The sequence below is a fragment of the Sphingomonas sp. Leaf357 genome, from assembly GCF_001423845.1.
Taxonomy (GTDB): domain Bacteria; phylum Pseudomonadota; class Alphaproteobacteria; order Sphingomonadales; family Sphingomonadaceae; genus Sphingomonas.
In genome coordinates this window covers 1,902,899-1,919,880 of record NZ_LMPM01000001.1, presented here as the reverse complement: position 1 = coordinate 1,919,880, position 16,982 = coordinate 1,902,899, and the positions used below count along the sequence as shown (strand labels likewise).

General features: G+C 59.6%; 16 protein-coding genes. 9 read left to right on the top strand and 7 right to left on the bottom strand.

Going from position 1 to position 16,982, the window contains the following annotated elements; genetic code table 11:
* Positions 1-59 precede the first annotated feature (59 nt).
* Positions 60-1,118: a glycosyltransferase family 2 protein gene (locus ASG11_RS08895; protein ID WP_156363709.1), complete on the top strand. Its 1,059-nt coding sequence runs from the start codon at positions 60-62 to the stop codon at positions 1,116-1,118.
* Positions 1,119-1,147: 29 nt separating this feature from the next.
* On the opposite strand, the gene asnB is transcribed toward ASG11_RS08895, so the two are convergent.
* The 3 genes from asnB to ASG11_RS08880 all read right to left on the bottom strand — a co-directional run bounded on the left by asnB (position 1,148) and on the right by ASG11_RS08880 (position 4,975).
* Positions 1,148-3,121, bottom strand: coding sequence for an asparagine synthase (glutamine-hydrolyzing) (gene asnB, locus ASG11_RS08890; protein WP_055777921.1), 1,974 nt, complete (start codon positions 3,119-3,121; stop codon positions 1,148-1,150).
* 25 nt (positions 3,122-3,146) lie between these two features.
* A complete protein-coding gene (locus ASG11_RS08885; RefSeq protein ID WP_055777918.1) occupies positions 3,147-4,112 on the bottom strand; it encodes a methyltransferase domain-containing protein in 966 nt (321 codons plus the stop codon).
* Positions 4,113-4,189: 77 nt separating this feature from the next.
* Entirely contained in the window at positions 4,190-4,975 is a 786-nt protein-coding gene (locus tag ASG11_RS08880) for an FkbM family methyltransferase (protein ID WP_168371720.1), read from the bottom strand.
* A 147-nt stretch (positions 4,976-5,122) separates the two neighbouring features.
* Here ASG11_RS08880 and ASG11_RS08875 point away from each other — a divergent pair, with 147 nt between their 5' ends.
* The 3 genes from ASG11_RS08875 to ASG11_RS08865 all read left to right on the top strand — a co-directional run bounded on the left by ASG11_RS08875 (position 5,123) and on the right by ASG11_RS08865 (position 8,376).
* Positions 5,123-6,574: an oligosaccharide flippase family protein gene (locus ASG11_RS08875; RefSeq protein WP_055777912.1), complete on the top strand. Its 1,452-nt coding sequence runs from the start codon at positions 5,123-5,125 to the stop codon at positions 6,572-6,574.
* 100 nt (positions 6,575-6,674) lie between these two features.
* A complete protein-coding gene (locus ASG11_RS08870; RefSeq protein ID WP_055777909.1) occupies positions 6,675-7,229 on the top strand; it encodes a DUF1919 domain-containing protein in 555 nt (184 codons plus the stop codon).
* A 22-nt stretch (positions 7,230-7,251) separates the two neighbouring features.
* Entirely contained in the window at positions 7,252-8,376 is a 1,125-nt protein-coding gene (locus ASG11_RS08865; protein ID WP_055777906.1) for a glycosyltransferase family 4 protein, read from the top strand.
* Between the two features lie 91 nt (positions 8,377-8,467).
* Here ASG11_RS08865 and ASG11_RS08860 read toward each other — a convergent pair whose 3' ends face one another.
* From ASG11_RS08860 to ASG11_RS08850, 3 genes are all read right to left on the bottom strand, one after another.
* Complete coding sequence (locus ASG11_RS08860) at positions 8,468-9,544, bottom strand: glycosyltransferase family 4 protein (protein ID WP_055777901.1); 1,077 nt, start codon at positions 9,542-9,544, stop codon at positions 8,468-8,470.
* The gene (locus ASG11_RS08855; RefSeq protein WP_236697503.1) at positions 9,544-10,749 is read right to left on the bottom strand and encodes a glycosyltransferase; all 1,206 of its coding nucleotides are present in this window, start codon (positions 10,747-10,749) and stop codon (positions 9,544-9,546) included. Before ASG11_RS08855 ends, ASG11_RS08860 begins: the two co-directional genes overlap by 1 nt.
* Positions 10,750-10,824: 75 nt before the next feature.
* Positions 10,825-11,871: an EpsG family protein gene (locus tag ASG11_RS08850; RefSeq protein ID WP_082472684.1), complete on the bottom strand. Its 1,047-nt coding sequence runs from the start codon at positions 11,869-11,871 to the stop codon at positions 10,825-10,827.
* Positions 11,872-12,150: 279 nt separating this feature from the next.
* On the opposite strand from ASG11_RS08850, the gene ASG11_RS08845 reads away from it, so the two are divergent.
* The 4 genes from ASG11_RS08845 (at position 12,151) to ASG11_RS08830 (ending at position 15,076) form a co-directional block, all read left to right on the top strand.
* The gene (locus tag ASG11_RS08845; RefSeq protein WP_055777892.1) at positions 12,151-13,146 is read left to right on the top strand and encodes an SDR family NAD(P)-dependent oxidoreductase; all 996 of its coding nucleotides are present in this window, start codon (positions 12,151-12,153) and stop codon (positions 13,144-13,146) included.
* 220 nt (positions 13,147-13,366) lie between these two features.
* Complete coding sequence (locus ASG11_RS08840) at positions 13,367-13,606, top strand: hypothetical protein (protein WP_156363708.1); 240 nt, start codon at positions 13,367-13,369, stop codon at positions 13,604-13,606.
* Positions 13,539-14,693 carry a M48 family metallopeptidase gene (locus ASG11_RS08835; protein ID WP_168371718.1) on the top strand — a complete coding sequence of 385 codons (1,155 nt, stop codon included), beginning with the start codon at positions 13,539-13,541 and terminating at the stop codon, positions 14,691-14,693. Before ASG11_RS08840 ends, ASG11_RS08835 begins: the two co-directional genes overlap by 68 nt.
* Positions 14,690-15,076, top strand: coding sequence for a J domain-containing protein (locus ASG11_RS08830; RefSeq protein ID WP_055777882.1), 387 nt, complete (start codon positions 14,690-14,692; stop codon positions 15,074-15,076). Before ASG11_RS08835 ends, ASG11_RS08830 begins: the two co-directional genes overlap by 4 nt.
* On the opposite strand, the gene ASG11_RS08825 is transcribed toward ASG11_RS08830, so the two are convergent.
* Positions 15,077-16,312, bottom strand: a complete 1,236-nt coding sequence (locus ASG11_RS08825) for a sugar transferase (protein WP_236697433.1) — start codon at positions 16,310-16,312, stop codon at positions 15,077-15,079. It abuts the gene before it with no gap.
* A 298-nt stretch (positions 16,313-16,610) separates the two neighbouring features.
* Here ASG11_RS08825 and ASG11_RS08820 point away from each other — a divergent pair, with 298 nt between their 5' ends.
* Positions 16,611-16,976, top strand: a complete 366-nt coding sequence (locus tag ASG11_RS08820) for a hypothetical protein (protein ID WP_055777879.1) — start codon at positions 16,611-16,613, stop codon at positions 16,974-16,976.
* Positions 16,977-16,982: the final 6 nt, after the last annotated feature.

Below are 16,982 nucleotides of genomic sequence, written 5' to 3'. Positions count from 1 at the left end.
GCCGACCACACGCGCCATTCAGCGCGAAAACGTCGCGCGAACGCCGGTCACGGTCGTTGATGAAGCTCGACAAAAGGGTGGCTATGACAAGTTCTGAAGACGAGCCGAGAATTAGCGTCGTCATCACGTGTTATAACCTCGAACGATATATTGGCCCGGCCATTCAGTCCGTTTTGGATCAGCGCAGAAGCCCTCACGAAATCATCGTGATCGATGATGCGAGCACCGATCGGTCGGTGGACGTGATAGCCGCCTTCGGGAACGGCGTCAGGCTGGTCAAACTCGATCGAAATGGCGGCGTCTTGAACGCGACACTAACCGGGATTCGGGCCAGCACCGGCAACATAGTCGCATTCCTAGATGGCGATGATCTGTGGAGCCCAGAAAAGCTTGCGGTTATCGCTCCGATCTGGCGGGATCGAGCCGATGTCGTCCTGCTCTCGCATGATTACGCGATCATCGATGCGGAAGGCCTGCGGACCCGGACACTCGACGATACGCAACGCAATACCAGGCGCATCGTTCGACGGCATGCGGACCAGGAGGGACTGTCAGAGGCACTGAAACAGTCGATACTCTCCTACCGGGGCGTATGGTTGGGCAGTGCGTTCAGCATCCGGCGCGCAGCGATCGATCTGGTGGAACTGGAACGCTTCATCGATAGCGTCTCCGTGCCGATGTTCCGGCGACTGAGCTATCAAGATCACCTGATCGCTCAGTTCGTCATCGTAACCAATACCGGCTCGCAAGTCGGTTTCGTGAACCAGCCTCTCTTCCAGTACCGAATATTCACCGGGAACACGAGCGGTCAATCGCAAACCAAGCAACAGGCTCTCAGGACTATCACCCGCGGGTATGTAAACGTTCTCGGAACTCAAAGATTATTGCAGGGCTTTCCCGATCATCGCAAACAATTGCGCCGCCAGGCACTGATGGCGCAAGATTTCAGATACATGGCAGCGCTTTACTCCGGACAGATATTTTATGCCGCCAGCAGGGCAGCGCTTCTCGCCTGCACGTACTGGTCTTCCCGTCGGCTCGCGAAGGAGCTGGCGCGGATCGCCCTGGTCACCGTGTGGGGCAGTGAAAGATTTCTCGATCGGAAAAGCCGGCGATGATCTTTTGCCGATAGTTTCCGACACTTCTGCTATCGATTATTGTGTTGCTTCCAAGCCTGAAACATCAATATCGGCCACAATCGGCTGGCCGGGACAGCGTTGCCCGCAAGAAATTGTCGCCATTCGGTCTGCACACGATCGGTATCGAACCAGCCATCCTCGCGCATTTCCTTGGCATCGAGCAACGCCTCTGCCCAGTCGCGAAGCGGCCCACGGAGCCAATGGTCGACCGGAGCAGCGAAGCCGGCCTTCGGCCGATCGGTAAGACGCACAGGTACGTGCCGGTCGAGCAGGGTCCGCAAAGGTATCTTGCCCTTGCGCTTCTGAATTTTCATCCCGGGCGAAATCCGGGCGGCAACTGCTGCAACGCGGTGATCGAGCATAGGAACTCGGGTCTCCAGGCTCACGGCCATTGCCGCCCGATCGACCTTGCACAGGATATCGTCGCTCATGTAGCTGACCGCATCATGATACGTGACGCGGTCAAGTGCGCTGGCCTTTGACCCCAGATCGAGATCTGGGTGTAGCGCCGACCGGTCCCCGCCCAGCACGATTGAAGGCTGCTGCGTCCATTCGTCGAGGAAGCTCTGAAGGACGTCTTCGAGCCCTCGAGACGTTCCGATGATGGCCAGAAACTTGCGGATCTTACCCGGATCTTTTGCAATCCCGCCGAACCCCGCCGTCCGGGCTGCAGCAGACAAGATGGCATCAGGCATGCCGCTCGCCGGGCGCGCCGCGATCGCGCGTGCAAATCGTGGGACGGATCTCAGCTTTTCCCAAATCGCTTCCACCATGAAATGGCGATAATAGCCGCCGAACAGCTCGTCCCCTGCATCGCCGGTCAGTGCTACGCTGACATGCTGCCGTGCGAAGCGACTGACGAGATAGGTCGGAACCTGGCTCGAATCCGCAAACGGCTCGTCGTAGATTTCCGGGAGAAGCGGAATCACCTCCAGCGCGTCGCCGGGGCTGACGTAGAGCTCGTGATGCACGGTCCCCAGATGCGCTGCGATACGCTTGGCGTCTTCCGCCTCATTATAGCCAGCTTCGGAAAACCCGATCGAAAAGCTCCGAATGGGCGTGTCGCTGATCGACTGGTAGAGCGCCGTCACCGTCGAACTGTCGATCCCGCCCGATAAGAATACTCCGACGGGCACGTCAGCGACCGATTGATCGACGATGGCGGCGCGCAAGGCAGCATTAAGCGCATCCGTGGCGTCACCTTCGGTGACGAAGCGATTTTCTGTCCCGCTCCGAACGACGTTCCGATAGGAATAAAATTGACGGATCGACAAACCGTCGTAGCGCCGCCCGACAACGGGAGCTTTCTTGAGTTCGGATGGCGGGGCGGTACCTTCGATCTCAAGAATAGTGCCTGGCAGAAGTTTATATATCCCGTGATAAATCGAAAACGGTGCGGGAATATAGGCACGCTCGGTCAGCAACGTCAGCGCTGCGCGATCGATGCCGTTGTCGAACCGTGGATGCGCCGCCAGAGCTTTCAATTCCGAACCGAATGCGAAATCTCCACCGACCCAGCCGTAATATAACGGTTTCTCGCCGAACCGATCTCGAACGAGAGATGCGCGGCGCAGCTGGCGATCCCAGATCGCAAGGGCAAACATCCCGACTGCCGAGTCCAGCGCGCTATCGAGCCCCCAATGTTCGATCGCCTCGAGAAACGTTTCGATATCCGAGTGACCGCGCCACCCGCCTTCCGGCGCGCGCCCCTCGGCATCCAGCCGCTTGCGCAGGGCAACGTGGTTATAAATTTCACCGTTGAATACTACGACGAGGCGACCCGACGCGCTGATCATAGGCTCATGGCCCGTCGGCGACAGATCGACGATTGCAAGTCGACGATGTCCCAACGCGATCGGTGTCTCGGCATCGCGCCAAGTACCTTGGTCGTCAGGTCCGCGATGCCCGATGCGTTTGGTCATCGCCGCTATAATTTCCGGGGCAGCAGCGCCCGGGCCGATAAGTCCAGTTATGCCACACATGAGGAGACGCCTGCGCTTTCGTTTCTCAAAGTGGCTTGGCGCATCGAGCCTCGACCCCATTGCCGCCTTTCCAGACGGCGATGTCGACAGCACCCAAACTATCGAGGGTGGATTTAATCGAGCCCACGGTGCGATAGCGATGGTAAAAATCTGTACGGGCGTCGTGCGTGTCCAGCAACGACCATTGATAATGCGCTTCGCGACTTCCCAAAGGCAAATCCGGATAATAGAAATTAATCCCGCCAATCCTGGAAAGAACGCGGCGCATGATCGCGTTATCGCGATACCGCCAGTAGACTGGAAACCAGAAATCGACGCTTTTCTTGACCGCAGGCCATCGCTTTTCTGCAGCCATCCTCAAGATTCTCGGGCGATGGAAAATTTCCGCGCCACCGATCGGTGGCGGCAGGCGCCAACGGTTCCAATCATAATGATCGATCACCAGCGTGCCGCCCGGTTTCACCTTCGTCCAGAGGCTAGCAATGCTTTGTTCGGTGTCTGGCGTATGTTGAAGCACGCCAAGACATACGACCAGGTCGTAAGCCTCGTTTTTGAACGGGATCGACCTGATATCGGCTTGCACGAGATTGAAGGTGTTGGCGGCGTTATTCTTCGCATTCGCCTCGACGGCTGAGGAGATGTCGAACGAGTCTAGTACCGCCCCCTCCGCCAGAAACACCTCCGTAAACCGGCCTGCTCCCGAACCCGCCTCTAACACGGACTTGCCGCGCACGAGATCGAAGCTGCCTCCCAGACAGCGCTTCAGACGATCGCCGGAAATAGGTATTCCGGTAAAAGAATCTAGCTGCGTCTTCGGGAACATACGCCACTGTTTGCCAAAGTTCGCGGCATAGAATTCCGATGGGACAAAACGGGGTATGCCGTCCACGATCGGATACTCGCCGCCCGATCTCGCCACCAGCTTACCGTCCTGCTCGAGCAGCGCATCGCCGGTTTCGGGGTCACACAGCCGCATCAAATCATCGTTCATCAGCTTGAATTTCTTTCAGTTGCGCGTGGCTCAAAGATATCGTCGCATTCAAAGTCTGGCGCCTTTGAAACAAGAAATCAGGCGTCGCGGCGGACAGCAAGGTAATTGATGGTCGCGAAAATTTCCGATCGCCCGCCGGCATATGTCCATGGGACCGGGCCTCCCGGAACGATCCGGAAGAAGTCGTAACCCTGGAGCAAGTTGACGAAGTCACGCATGAATGTGCGTGAATCGATGTTCGGCTCGCCAAATTCGAACTGGATTACGTCGATCGCTCGGCTGGCCAGTAAACGCGTTGCTCCGCGGAGTACGCTCAATTCATGCCCCTCGACATCAACCTTCAGGAAATCGATCCGTGCGATGGCATGCTCCGCGCAATAATCGTCGAGACGCATGCACGCGACGGTCTGGAAATGATCGGGATCGAAAGGTCGTATCGGACTTTCCAGATTCTCCAGTGAGGCAATCGTCGATCCGTCCGCGTCGCTGTGAAGGGTGCGATCCCCCGATGCGTCGCTCAATGCCAGTCGGCTCAACGTGACCGATGGGACAGCGTCGAACTTCTCGCTCAATGCTCCAAAGGCGCCCAGGCTGGGCTCGAAAGCGAATATTTTCGCGGAAGATCCAAACCGGTCGAGCAGCATCGCGGTGTAGTCACCGATATTGGCACCGACATCGAAAAGGATTGGCGCCCGGCCGTTCAATCTTCCGAAAACAACGTCCAGGGCCTCACGCTCCCCACTCGTCCGGAACAGCGACGCCCAGAAGTTCATCGAAACCAACGACGACCGATGTGTGAATTCCCAGACAGGCTGCAGCGAGCGATGTCGGGAAAGATGGATCAGGCGCTGGCGCCACTGCATTGTCGTACCCTCTGATCCGAATAACAAAAACCCACTAGGCATGCTTTTGCAGATAGGCAATTACCCGGCAGTCAGGATGCGGCGGGGACAGCCTTGTGGCGCTCATTCTTCTCGACTAACGACCTCGTCCACGATGCATGACCTGCGATGAGCACCAAGCGAGATACCGCCTATAATCTGCTAGGTGCAGCCCTTCCGGTCGCTGTATCGCTGGCAACAGTCCCCGCATATCTGCACGCGATCGGCGAGGTTAGATTCGGGATCCTGGCGATCGTCTGGCTTTTTCTCGGTTATTTCGGCTTGTTCGATCTCGGACTGGGAATGGCGACGTCCCATCATCTCGCGGCCACCAGCAACGACGCCGATGAAGAGCGGGCCCAACTCGTCTGGAGTGCGCTGATCACGAATTCCGCGATCGGCATGTTGGGCGGCCTGATCCTGTGGCCTATCGCGACTTATTATTTCACCCATGTGATGAAAACCGATCCGGCGATGCGTCTGGAGATGACGACGGCCGTGCCTTGGCTCGCCCTCGGTGTGCCACTCGTCACGATTACCGGAGTTCTGGGCGGCGCGCTTCAGGGATTGAACCGGTTCGGAAAGCTGAACATGTTTTCCGCCGGCGGCACATTGCTGTTTCAAATTCTGCCGCTGCTGGCGGCGCTGCTGGTATCGCCGAAGCTCACGGTCGTTCTTCCCGTTGCTTTGTTGGCGCGCGTGTTGACGCTATTGCTGCTTTGGTTCGAAGTTCGACGCGTGGTCCTGTCCGGCCATCGAGCCAGCTATTCCCGACAACGCATGGTGAGCATGCTCAAGTTCGGTGGATGGGTGACCTTATCGTCGTTATTTTCACCGTTGATGAGCGGCATCGACCGTTTTGCGATCGGTGCCGGCATCAGCGCCGGTGCGGTCAGCTATTTTTCGGTGCCCTACAGCCTCAGCGACCGCTCAACGATCATCGCCAATTCTCTAGGTTCGGCTATCTTCCCTAAACTTTCGGCGTTGAGAGGCGATGACTTGCTGCACCAGAGCGTTCGTTTCGAACGCTTGTTGATGGTGATTATGTTGCCGATCATCGTCGTGGGGATATTCGCGATCGGCCCATTCTTAACGCTTTGGGTCGGGCGGGACTTCGCCAGCTTCTCGGCTGCCGTCGGGCAAATTCTTATGGTCGGTGCTTGGTTCGATTCTATGTCTCGTATTCCTTTATATGCGTTACGCGCGCAGTCTCGCCCCGAGTTGGTCGCCAAGGTCGATCTGGTTCAGGTCGTCCCCTACTGGGTCGTCCTGTATTGCGCACTGACCTTTTTTGGGTTGGTCGGTGTTGCCGCCGCTTATGTGTTCAGGGTCGCCATGAATTATGTATTGCTTGAATTCGAATTAGGGACGCTGCGACGGAGCGGCGTAATGCTAGCGATTTGCAGCCTGGTCCTCGGATTCGCGCTGGCACTTTCCCGATCTACGACTGCTTTCTCCCTGCGCTGGACGGTTGCCTTGGTTGGGTGTCTGGCGATCTCGACTATTCTGGGCCTGTACGGCACGCCGGTTGACTTGCGAAACGGCCTGCTCTCGCGAATCGGATGGCGCACTCGTGCCTGATACGAACACATTATCGGGTCGTCCTCCTGCAACAGGCCGAGTAATCGCCCGCGCGCTCACGCGCGTTCACACGTCGTTGAGCGTGCGGGCCAAAACGGTGATGACGATTCTGGTCCGGCGGCGTCTTTCCCATCAGATGATCGCCCTCGACCGACGCGGTTTTGCACTCCTCGCCAATAATTGTGTGGCCGGATTGCTCTATGAACTTGCGGAGTTGCCCAAACGCACGCCCACTGTTGGGATCTTCTTTCGCGACGACGCCTTTCCCGCGTTCCTAGATGACTATGCGCGCGGAAACCTGACAGGGTGGACCCCGGTAAATGCTGCGGATCTCGTCGTCGATCAGGCGTCGGAATGCCCTATGCTCCTGCACCAGAGCAAGCCGGCGATCGTTTTCCTACATTATCGCGATCCGGAGATCGCTGCCCAGAAGTGGAACAGCCGCTTCAGTCGCCTCGACGCTCGCAAAATGATCGTCATCGCTTCGCTTCGCGACGGCCTTGAGGCTCCGATGCTGTCGCGGCTATCGTCGCAGTACGACGATGTTTTCGTGATCGGACCGGCACCCGCGCCACCCGCCGAGTTGGTGATGCTCGACCGCGCTCTGCTGCGCCGTCTAACGAAGTTCTTCGATGGCATTCTCGTCCGTGACTGACGCCCGCAGTACATCGGAGCCGATGACGATCCTGTTCCTGATCCACGACGATTATGCGGCTGGCGGGTTGCAACGCTCGACCGTGGCGGCGGCCAAGTGCCTCTCCACGGCGGGCCACGACGTCACAATCCTCTGCCTACAACTGGTCGTCGGCGGATTTGCCGAAAGGTTCGATTTCGTGCGCGGCGTCTCGAACTACGGCGCGAACCGGCATGCTGGAGGCTTCACGCTGCTGAAGGAGCTTCGTCGATACGTTATCGATCGACGGCCAGACATTTGTATCGGCATGGGTCAATCGACCTCGGCAATCCTCCGGGGGGTTACGATCGGGTGTCACTGGACGCGGGTTTACGGCAGCGAACGCGCGTACCCACCCATGCTGCAAATGTCGAAGAAGTGGCGGGCCTTACGGGCGCTCACCATCAAGCGGTTAGACGGCATCATCTGTCAGACCAATCGCACCGCCGATTATTATCGGGACCGTCTAGGAATCGGAGCTGATCGTCTGATCGTCATTCCGAACGTGGTTGACCGACCGCTCGACCCGCTCCCGGCTCCCTCACCTGCGCTTGCTCACCTGGCAGACGACGAGGTGATCGCCTGCATCGGCCGGCATGATTGGCAAAAGGGTTTCGATCTAGCGCTGCCAATCTTTGCAAAGATCTTGCACGAACGCCCAGGGGCAAGGCTCATCCTTGTCGGTGAGGGCGACCTCGAAGCGCAACATCGCGCACAGGCAGAAAAGCTTGGCCTGCGGGACCGCGTGCTGTTTCTCCCCCGGTTCGATCACCTTGCAGAAATCTGGTCTCAGATCGACGTGTTTTTGCTGACATCCCGGTACGAAGGCATTCCCAACGTGCTGGCGGAAGCCATGGCGTATGGCAAAGCCTGCGTCGCATTTGATTGTCCGACCGGCCCGTCCGAACTGATCACAGACGGCATCGACGGCTATCTCGTAAACGTCGGTGACGAGGAGATTGCCGCAGAACGCTGCCTGAGGCTTTTACGAGACGAAAATCTGCGGGACCGGATCGGCACGGCGGCACGTTCGATTGCCGATCGTTTTTCCCAGGCAAAGATTTGTCACCTATGGCAAAATCTGGCTGTTCCTCAAAGCGACCCAATCGGCACGCCTAAGAAAACTTGAGCATCACCGAATGATTTCAAGGCCTTGCTGTTCTTTGGAAAATGGCGCGGTCGCGAGCGGTTCTGCTGAATTTCAAATGACCGGCTACGAATCACCTGAATGACCGTAATATCGAAAGATATTGTCTCGCCGTCATCTGCCGCGAGTAGGTATCGACTGCCGTGGCCCGTGCCGCCGCACCGATCTTGTTCCGCAGCCCGGCATCTCGACACAGGCGCTGCAGCACTTCCAACCACTGATCATCGCTATCGACCAGGAAACCGTCGACACCATCGGTCACCTGACGCGTCGCGGTGCCGATCGCGCTCGATACGCTGGGCAGGCCGAACGCCATGTACTGGATAACTTTGAGCCCGGCCTTGCCCAGCACCCAATCGTCGTCCGGCAATGGATATACGCCGATATCCAGGCGCTGCATCTGCGCCACTTCCTCCTGCCGCGACCACGTCAAGACTTCGAGATCGACACCCGGGAGCGCATACGGAAAATTGCCGATTACGATCAACTTGTAGTCGACGCGCCGCGCCAATTCCTGGAACACCGGGCGCAGTAGATCGAGATAGGGTTCCGAACTGAACGTCCCCGTCCAGCCGATCACCGGTTTCTTTTCATTCGACCGGGTGTCGCGCGGGCGAAACGTATCGGTGTCGACGGATGGATAGATCAGCGAAACGGCCCGTCGCGCGTTCAAGGCGCGAAATCGTTCGAGCAGAAATGGCGACGCGGTGATGACGTGATCCGCATGTTCGAGCAGGAAACGCGCCTTGCCCCGATTCTTCAGTCGCTGTCGCAAACCGACCGGTGCGCCATCGTCAGTGAGCAGATTATCCTCGATATCGTAGACCAAAGCACGCGACAGGCGGCGCGTGATGCGCTCCATCCACGACGTGCCGAATGGTGTGACCCACATCGAGATGTATACGATATCATAGTGCCGCAGCCGGATCAGATCGCGCAACCGGCGGAGATGCCCCCGCATCGTTCCAACCACTTTCCCGAACAAATTGCCGCGTTGGTATGCGGTTTCCCAAGTTGCTAGGTCCATGAACGAGGACACGGTGACCGTGAATCCTGCGGCACGCCAGTCATCGAGATATTGTTCGTATTTCAGCCTTTGTCCCGCCGCCACGCCCTGCGGATATGGGCAAAGGATCAGGATATTCGTCATTATAGCGGGCAGCCCGTGGTGAGCGAGCGGTAGATGTCGCGGTACCGCGCGGCACCATCGGTCAGGAGGAAATGTCGGCGCGCCGACGCCGTGCAGCGCGCACCGATCGCGGGATCCTCCAGCCGATCAAGCAAGGCGATTGCGGCGGCCTCGATCGTGTCCGCCCGCGTATCGGCCATCGCGACACCCACGCCGTCGTCTTCGATGATCCGCACCATATCGCCGCAGCCGGCATTGCCGACGACCGGCACGCCACAGCCGAGATATTCGGCGAGCTTGGTCGGGGCGCTGGCGATCTTCGAAAAATATGGTCGGATCAAGGCCAGTCCGGCATCCATCCGGCGGATCTGCTCGGGCATTTCGTCACGAGTCGCGCCGCGTATCTCGACCACCGCGGGATCTATCCCGGCGCGTTCCAACCCCGCGCGCACCTCATCCTGCTGATTTTTGTTGATGACGAGCAATCTCGCCGCCGGACGAAGGCGGCGGATCGCCGCGAAGAAGGCAAGCATCTCCTCGAGCATGTACCAAGTGCCGAGTTGACCGACATAACCGAGCGTGAGCGCGGTCGCGCTGCCCCCCGGGGACCGCGTATCGCACGACGTTTCTTCCGGCGAAAACAAGTCGAGATCAGCACAGGTCGGAATCACGCTGATCGGCGCGTGCGTCCGGCCCAAGCGATCGTCATCGCGCAGATACGGAACTGAGGCGTGTGTCAGCGTGACGATATGATCGGCGTTGCGCAGCATCGTTTTTTCGATACGCTTCAAGACCCGAAAGATGATGCCGCCGTTTGGAATCAACCCGGCATCGACGCGCTCATCGACCCAGAAGCCACGAATATCGACGACGAACCGTGCACGACCGAAGAGGCGGGCCGGATACAGCATCGCCGCACACAGCACGCTACGCGAATGCAAAACGCGCGCTCGGTGGCGGACTGCCAGCCAAATCGCGAGCAGAATCGCCCCGCCCATGTCCCACAGCGTCGACAGGATTCGTGGACGCTTGTGATAGCGTCGACGGTGCCAGATGATGCCGGCCGTCTCCAGCCGCCGCGACATTCGCGCGACAAGCTCTTTCCGTGCGGCATCGGCGGGCTTTTCGAAGCTTATCAGATGAATGGAATACTCGTCCGCCAAGATTTCGAGATATGCCACGACCTGGCTCTCGCCGAGCGGCTCAAGCACGCCGTCGTAGCACATATAGATCACGGGGATCTTCTGATTACCGTCCACCCTATTCGAAGTCATGGTTAGTTGTCCAAGCGGCGCGTCGCATCATTCGCCGAGGAAATAAATCCGGTACGGCACCCAGTATTGCGCATGCGTCGCGAACACCAACCATACCATTTGTACCGCCGCCGAATAACCGCAAACCGCCAGCGTCAACTGAGTGCTGGTCCCACTTTTGTTGCCGAAGACGTACGGGATACGGGGCAGGACAGCGAGTTGAAGCGGGATCAGGAACAGCGCCAGCCGGTCGATCGCCGTCGTGAAATTGGCGAAGATCACCAGCGGAAGGGTTGCCAGCGCAACGAGTGCGATCACGCTCCACATATCTTGCTGGTACGTGTTGAAGCCGAGTCTCTTTCGCAACAACAGGGCCAGAACCGCCGGTACGAAATTCATCGCCACGCGAACGACAGCTCCGGAGGACTCGTAATCCGAATCAACATAGCCGGTGATCAGCTGATCGGCAGAATCGCTCAGCAGTACGTAGAACAACGTCACAAAAATAAGGCCGCCCAAGACAGACTGGACCAAATTGCGGCGCAGGATCGGCGCCATGGCGATCGGCAGCATCAACAACGCGGTCTTGTGAAACAACGCGGCGGCAAAAATGTAAATCACCAACCGAACGATGGATTTCTCTTCGACATCGGCGAACCCCGCCAGGATGATGCCGATCGCGACGCCCTGACGCGTGTACCCCATCCCCACGACGATCACGAGGTACGGGATCGCGACCAGAAAGGTCAGCGCAGGGTTTGGCTGCCGCGCACAGAAACGGATGATACCGAGCGTCATGATCAGCCCGCAAATCGTATTGACCAGCCACATGCCGGCATCGAGCCTGGCCGCGATCAGCACGACCGCGGAATATCCTACGTCGAACTGTGAGATCGCTTCCCGAAAAGCCAGGATCTGGACCAGATTGTAATTCTCGAGATACGGGATCCAGTCGCCGCCCACCTCGAAACGAAGGCCGATCATCAGCGCCGTCGCCAGCCCCATGATGTTGAGGGCAAGCGAAGGTGCCAGACGTTTTGACGCTGCCCCGTCGACCACACTTGGCACCCAATTGTTCGCCAGCGCCGCCAGCATCCAAGCGATGAAAAGGATCCAGTACGGTAGCAGGATGAAGTCCTAGGAAAGCGAGACGAAAATTTCGCTTAGAAGGGATGGCCGCGCTTCGCAACGCGTGGCCTTCGATGCCGCATCGACGCCGCGATCCAGTACCTCACGGAACGGTTGCGTTGTAGTGCCGGCCCGACGTGAGCGGTCGGTTGTTCCGAATCCTATTCTGACAGCATCTGCGCGCGTTTTCCTTGCCGTGCCCACCCCTCATTCTCTAGGGCACCAGCGAAATCCAGGAGTTTCCCCATGAGAGTTCTCGTCACCGGCGCGGCCGGGTTCATCGGCTTCAATGTCTCGCGCCATCTGCTCGCGCGGGGCGACCAGGTTTTCGGGATCGACAGTCTGAACGACTATTACGACGTCAACCTGAAGCATGCCCGTCTCGCCGAACTGGCCAAGTCGGGCGACGCGTTCGCATTCGCGCAGGTCGATTTCGCGGACGAGACTGCACTCGACGCGGTGCTCGACGGGCAGCGTTTCGATCGCATCGTGCATCTGGGGGCGCAGGCCGGCGTACGCTATTCGATCGAGAACCCGCGTGCCTATCTCCGCTCGAATCTCGCCGGGCATCTCAATCTGCTCGAGGTCGCGCGCCATCGGCGGGTCGAGCACATGGTCTATGCATCCTCCTCCTCGGTCTATGGCGGCAACGACACCCTGCCTTTCCGGGTCGAGGATCGCGTCGATCAGCCCTTGTCGCTCTACGCCGCGACCAAGAAGGCGGACGAGTTGATGAGCGAGACCTATGCGCATCTCTATCGCCTGCCGCAGACGGGGCTGCGATTCTTCACGGTCTACGGGCCGTGGGGCCGCCCGGACATGGCGATGTGGCTGTTCACCAAAGCGATCTTCGAAAATCGCCCGATCGACGTCTTCGGCGAAGGGCGCATGCGCCGCGATTTCACATACATCGACGATATCGTCGCCGGCATCGTCGCCTGCCTGGACAATCCCCCGGCGGACGATGGTGCCCCCAACGCCGGCGGCAGCATCAGCCCGCACCGGCTCTACAATATCGGCAACAACCGCTCGGAAGAATTGGGGGAGATGATCTCGCTGATCGAACAGGCGTGCGGACGACCGGCGGAGCGTAACCTGTTGCCGATGCAGCCCGGCGATGTCCGCGACACCTTCGCCGACATCAGCGCGATCCAGCGCGATCTCGGGTTCGAACCGCGCACGACGATCGCCGAGGGTGTGCCGCGCTTCGTGGCGTGGTACCGCAAGTATCACGGCGTCTGATTTTTAAGAGGATCTGTGGCCCGAAAGCCACAGATCCGTGGGATGTTCGTTGCTATAAATTCCATTGGAACTTAAGTATAAAATGCGAGTTTGCGGTTTGGTTACGAACGTCTGTTAGGTCGCTGTCGACGCCGGCTTTTTGGGGTGGACATACCGAGTTACGATGAACTAGAAGCTCTATGAGATTCGGAGCTGAAGGGTTCTGAAAGGGAGAAGCAAAGTGAAGTTTAAAGGTTTCTACACGGCAATGACGGCAGCTTCGCTGCTGGCAGTTCCGACGTTGGCAGCAGCCGCACCGATCGCGACTCCGTTGACGCAGCCGGCAACCGAGAAGGTTGACGGCGACAACGCAGCAGTTGGTGGTTCCTCGCTGATCATCGCTCTCGCAGCGGTTGCAGCAATCGGCGCCGGCATCTACGTCGCTGTCGACAAGAACGACACGAAGCCGACCAGCCCGTAAGCTGTTCTGCATTAGATACGAGGAAGGCCGTCCGATTGACTCGGGCGGCCTTTTTTTGTTGTTCGCTTCTTCGGCTTCGATCCTCTTCGCTTTTACAGGGTTTTTATCTCCGGTGATTTTCTCGACCGTGTCATCGACGGTTCGGGCGCTTTTCCTGAGCGCTGCCGGGTTGACCATCGGCATAGTTGGCACCGGTGCCGCTGTGAACGCGTCCGCCGAAAAGGTCCGCACCTCAATCACGAAGACATCCGCTGGCGGATCCTATCTAGCTGGCCGTGAGGACGACGCGCGCGTGGCCCGATTGGCCTTCAGCCTCGCGATGGCCTCACGCCGGAACTGCTCGAAACTCGATCCCGCCACCGGTCTGGTGCTCCAACACCTATCGCAATTTCAGGCGGCTGATCGTGCGAGCGTGGTCGCCGCATTTCCAATCGATCGCGGTCCCGGGGTAATCGTGGTGGTGCCGGATAGTCCGGCCGCGGTCGCCGGAATCGACGCGGGTGATATTCTGCTCGCGATCGATGGCCAGGCCATCCCGCCCGACCCAGATCTCGCCTTGCCGTTCGATGCCGCACGCGCCCGTCACCGCGCGGATGTCGTCAACGATCTGCTGCAGACGGCGCGGGGGGTGACCGTGCTGCGCGATGGCACCAGCCACACTATCGATATCACACCCCGGCCCGCCTGCCCGTCGCGCGTGCACCTCGCACGCTCGGGACAACGCAACGCCTTTGCCGACGGTCGCCATGTCTTCCTGACGACCGGCGTGGTGGCGCAGCTTCGCAACGACGACGAACTGGCGTTCCTGATCGCGCACGAAATGGCGCACAACATCCTCGGTCACGCGGCCCTGATGCGCAGCGGCACCGTCGGCGGTCGTCAAGGCGTCCGACAGATCGAGAGTGCGGCGGACCGGCTCGGCGCTACGCTGATGCTCGATGCCGGATTCGATCCGGTGCGAGGTGCCGCGCTGTTGCCGCGACTCGGCGGCAGCGATTTCGGCATCGCCTTGCTCGCCCGACACGAATCGCCGGCAACGCGGATCGCTGCCATCCAGGCCCTGGTCGCGGAGCGCCGCACGCCTTGACGCATCGCAATTTCTATCAGGTTCTTGGCATCCAACCCGATGCGACCCAGCCCGACATTCGCGCGGCGTTCGTCCGGCTGAGCAAGTTGCATCATCCTGATGTCGCGAGCGAGGATGGCGATCTGCCCCGCCGCTTTCAGGATGTGCAACAGGCGTATCGCTGCCTGTCGGTGCAGGAGACGCGGAAAGCGCACGATGCGATGCTGGCCGAGGCCGAGAGATTGCACATCCTGCGGCAGCGTGCGGTGCAGCAGCGGCTCGGGCGCTACGACCGGCGCCATCCGCACGCCTTGCCCCGCCCCTATCGCCGCCGGCGCTGGCGCGGGATCGCGCTGGTCGCGCTCGGGATCGGCGCGCTGGTGGCGTTGCGCCTGCTCGCCTGACTATTTCGCGCCGAACCCAGTGATCATGATGCCGATCGTCCGAAGAGCGATCAGCAGATCGAGCCAGGACGAGAAGAATTTGATATAATAGAAATCATAGTGAAGTTTGACGTGGACGTCGTCGAGCCCGGCGACGTGCCCCTGATTGACCTGCGCCCATCCGGTGATCCCCGGCCGCACGATATGCCGATAAGTATAGAAAGGGAGTTCACTTTCATACCATGCGCTGAGCGGGACGGCTTCGGGCCGCGGGCCGATCCAACTCATCTCGCCGCGCAGGATGTTGATGATCTGCGGCAGTTCATCGATCCGTGACCGCCGCAGGAACTTGCCGACGCGCGTGATGCGATCATCGGCATCCTGCGTGATCGCCGACTGTCGCAGCATGTCGTCGTCCCCGCTTTGGTCGTGCTGCACCATCGTGCGAAACTTCAACACGTCGAACGGCACGCCGCGATAGCCCATGCGTCGCTGCCGAAACAGCACCGGCCCGGGCGAACTCAGCGCGACGAACGCGGCGACAATCAGCAGCGGGACGATCAGGATCGGCAGCAGAACGATGCTTGCCAGCAAATCGATCGTCCGCTTGATCCCACGATAGCCGAGTGCGGGCAGCAGCGAGCCGAAGCTGTTTTCGGACAGATGCTCGATCTGCACGCGCCCGGTGAGCGATTCGCGCAATTGCTTGGTATGGTAGACCGGGATGCCGGCGATCGCTGCCTGCGCCAGCATACGTTCCCACTCGGGCGAATGATTGGTACGCAGATCGGCGACGATCGACATGTCGGGATCATCCGGGACGATCGGCGCATCCAGGCGCACCCAATCGATGTCCGTGGCGTCGGCCACGATGCCGGTATTGCCGGTGGGGACGTAATACATGCGTTTCGGAGCGGCACGCTGTCCGAAATAACCGAGCAGGAACGTCACCCCGACCGACGCGATATAACCGACGAGCAGCATCGCGCCGCTGTAATCCGCGCGCGAAAACAGCAACGCCGCCGCCGCGATGCCGAAAGTGGTCGAAAACGCCGGCAGGATGAACCCGAAGGCGCGCGTTCCGGGGTACACCGTCACGCGACGAAACAGGAACAAGGCGGTCACCGCGGAGATCAAGGATGCGATTTGGGTGTTGATCGTGCCGGACATATTCTGCGCCAGCGTTCCGAACGTCACCAGCGGCGCGATCAACGGCACGAAATAAGATGTCAGCGCGACCGCGATCAAGGATCGCAACGCCCGTCCGAAGGCATGACCCGTCCGGCCAGACCCTCCGTGATCGCTCGTGATAAGCAAGAAATCCACCTCGATACAGGGCGATAGACAAATAACATCGATCGCGCGCCAGCCGTGGCGATACCCGTCAGTCCACCACGCCGCCCTTACCCCGCGACGCGACCGTTCCGCAAGCGGTTGAGAGGTCGATAGGATGGAAGCCGGTCGATTGCCGCCTATCCGCGCAACGAGACGCCCGATCTGAGGGTCCTGCCCCGAAACGCTGGACGCCATCGCCGGAATTCACCAAGGGCAGGCGATGTTCGCGATCGTCCTCGACTGGGAAACTTTCAAGGTCTGGCTGTCGGCCACGCTGGATCTGTCCCACCACGATATCCACCTGATCCTGGGGCTGGCGCTGACGTTCGGCTTCGGCTGGATCCTTCGGCGGCCGCTCGGATCCTGGCTGCCGCTGGGGATCGTCCTCGTGCTCGAACTGATCAACGAAGCGTTCGATTTCATCCGCAATCTGGTCCCGGGCTGGCCACTGCTATCGGGTGAGGCGGCGATCGACATTGCGATCACGATCCTGCCCGCGCTGGCCGTCATTCTCGCCGCGCGATGGAACTCGCCGCATTACTACCGCTTCCGGCGTCGCAAGCAGATCGCGGTGCGCACGCTCTAGGCCAGC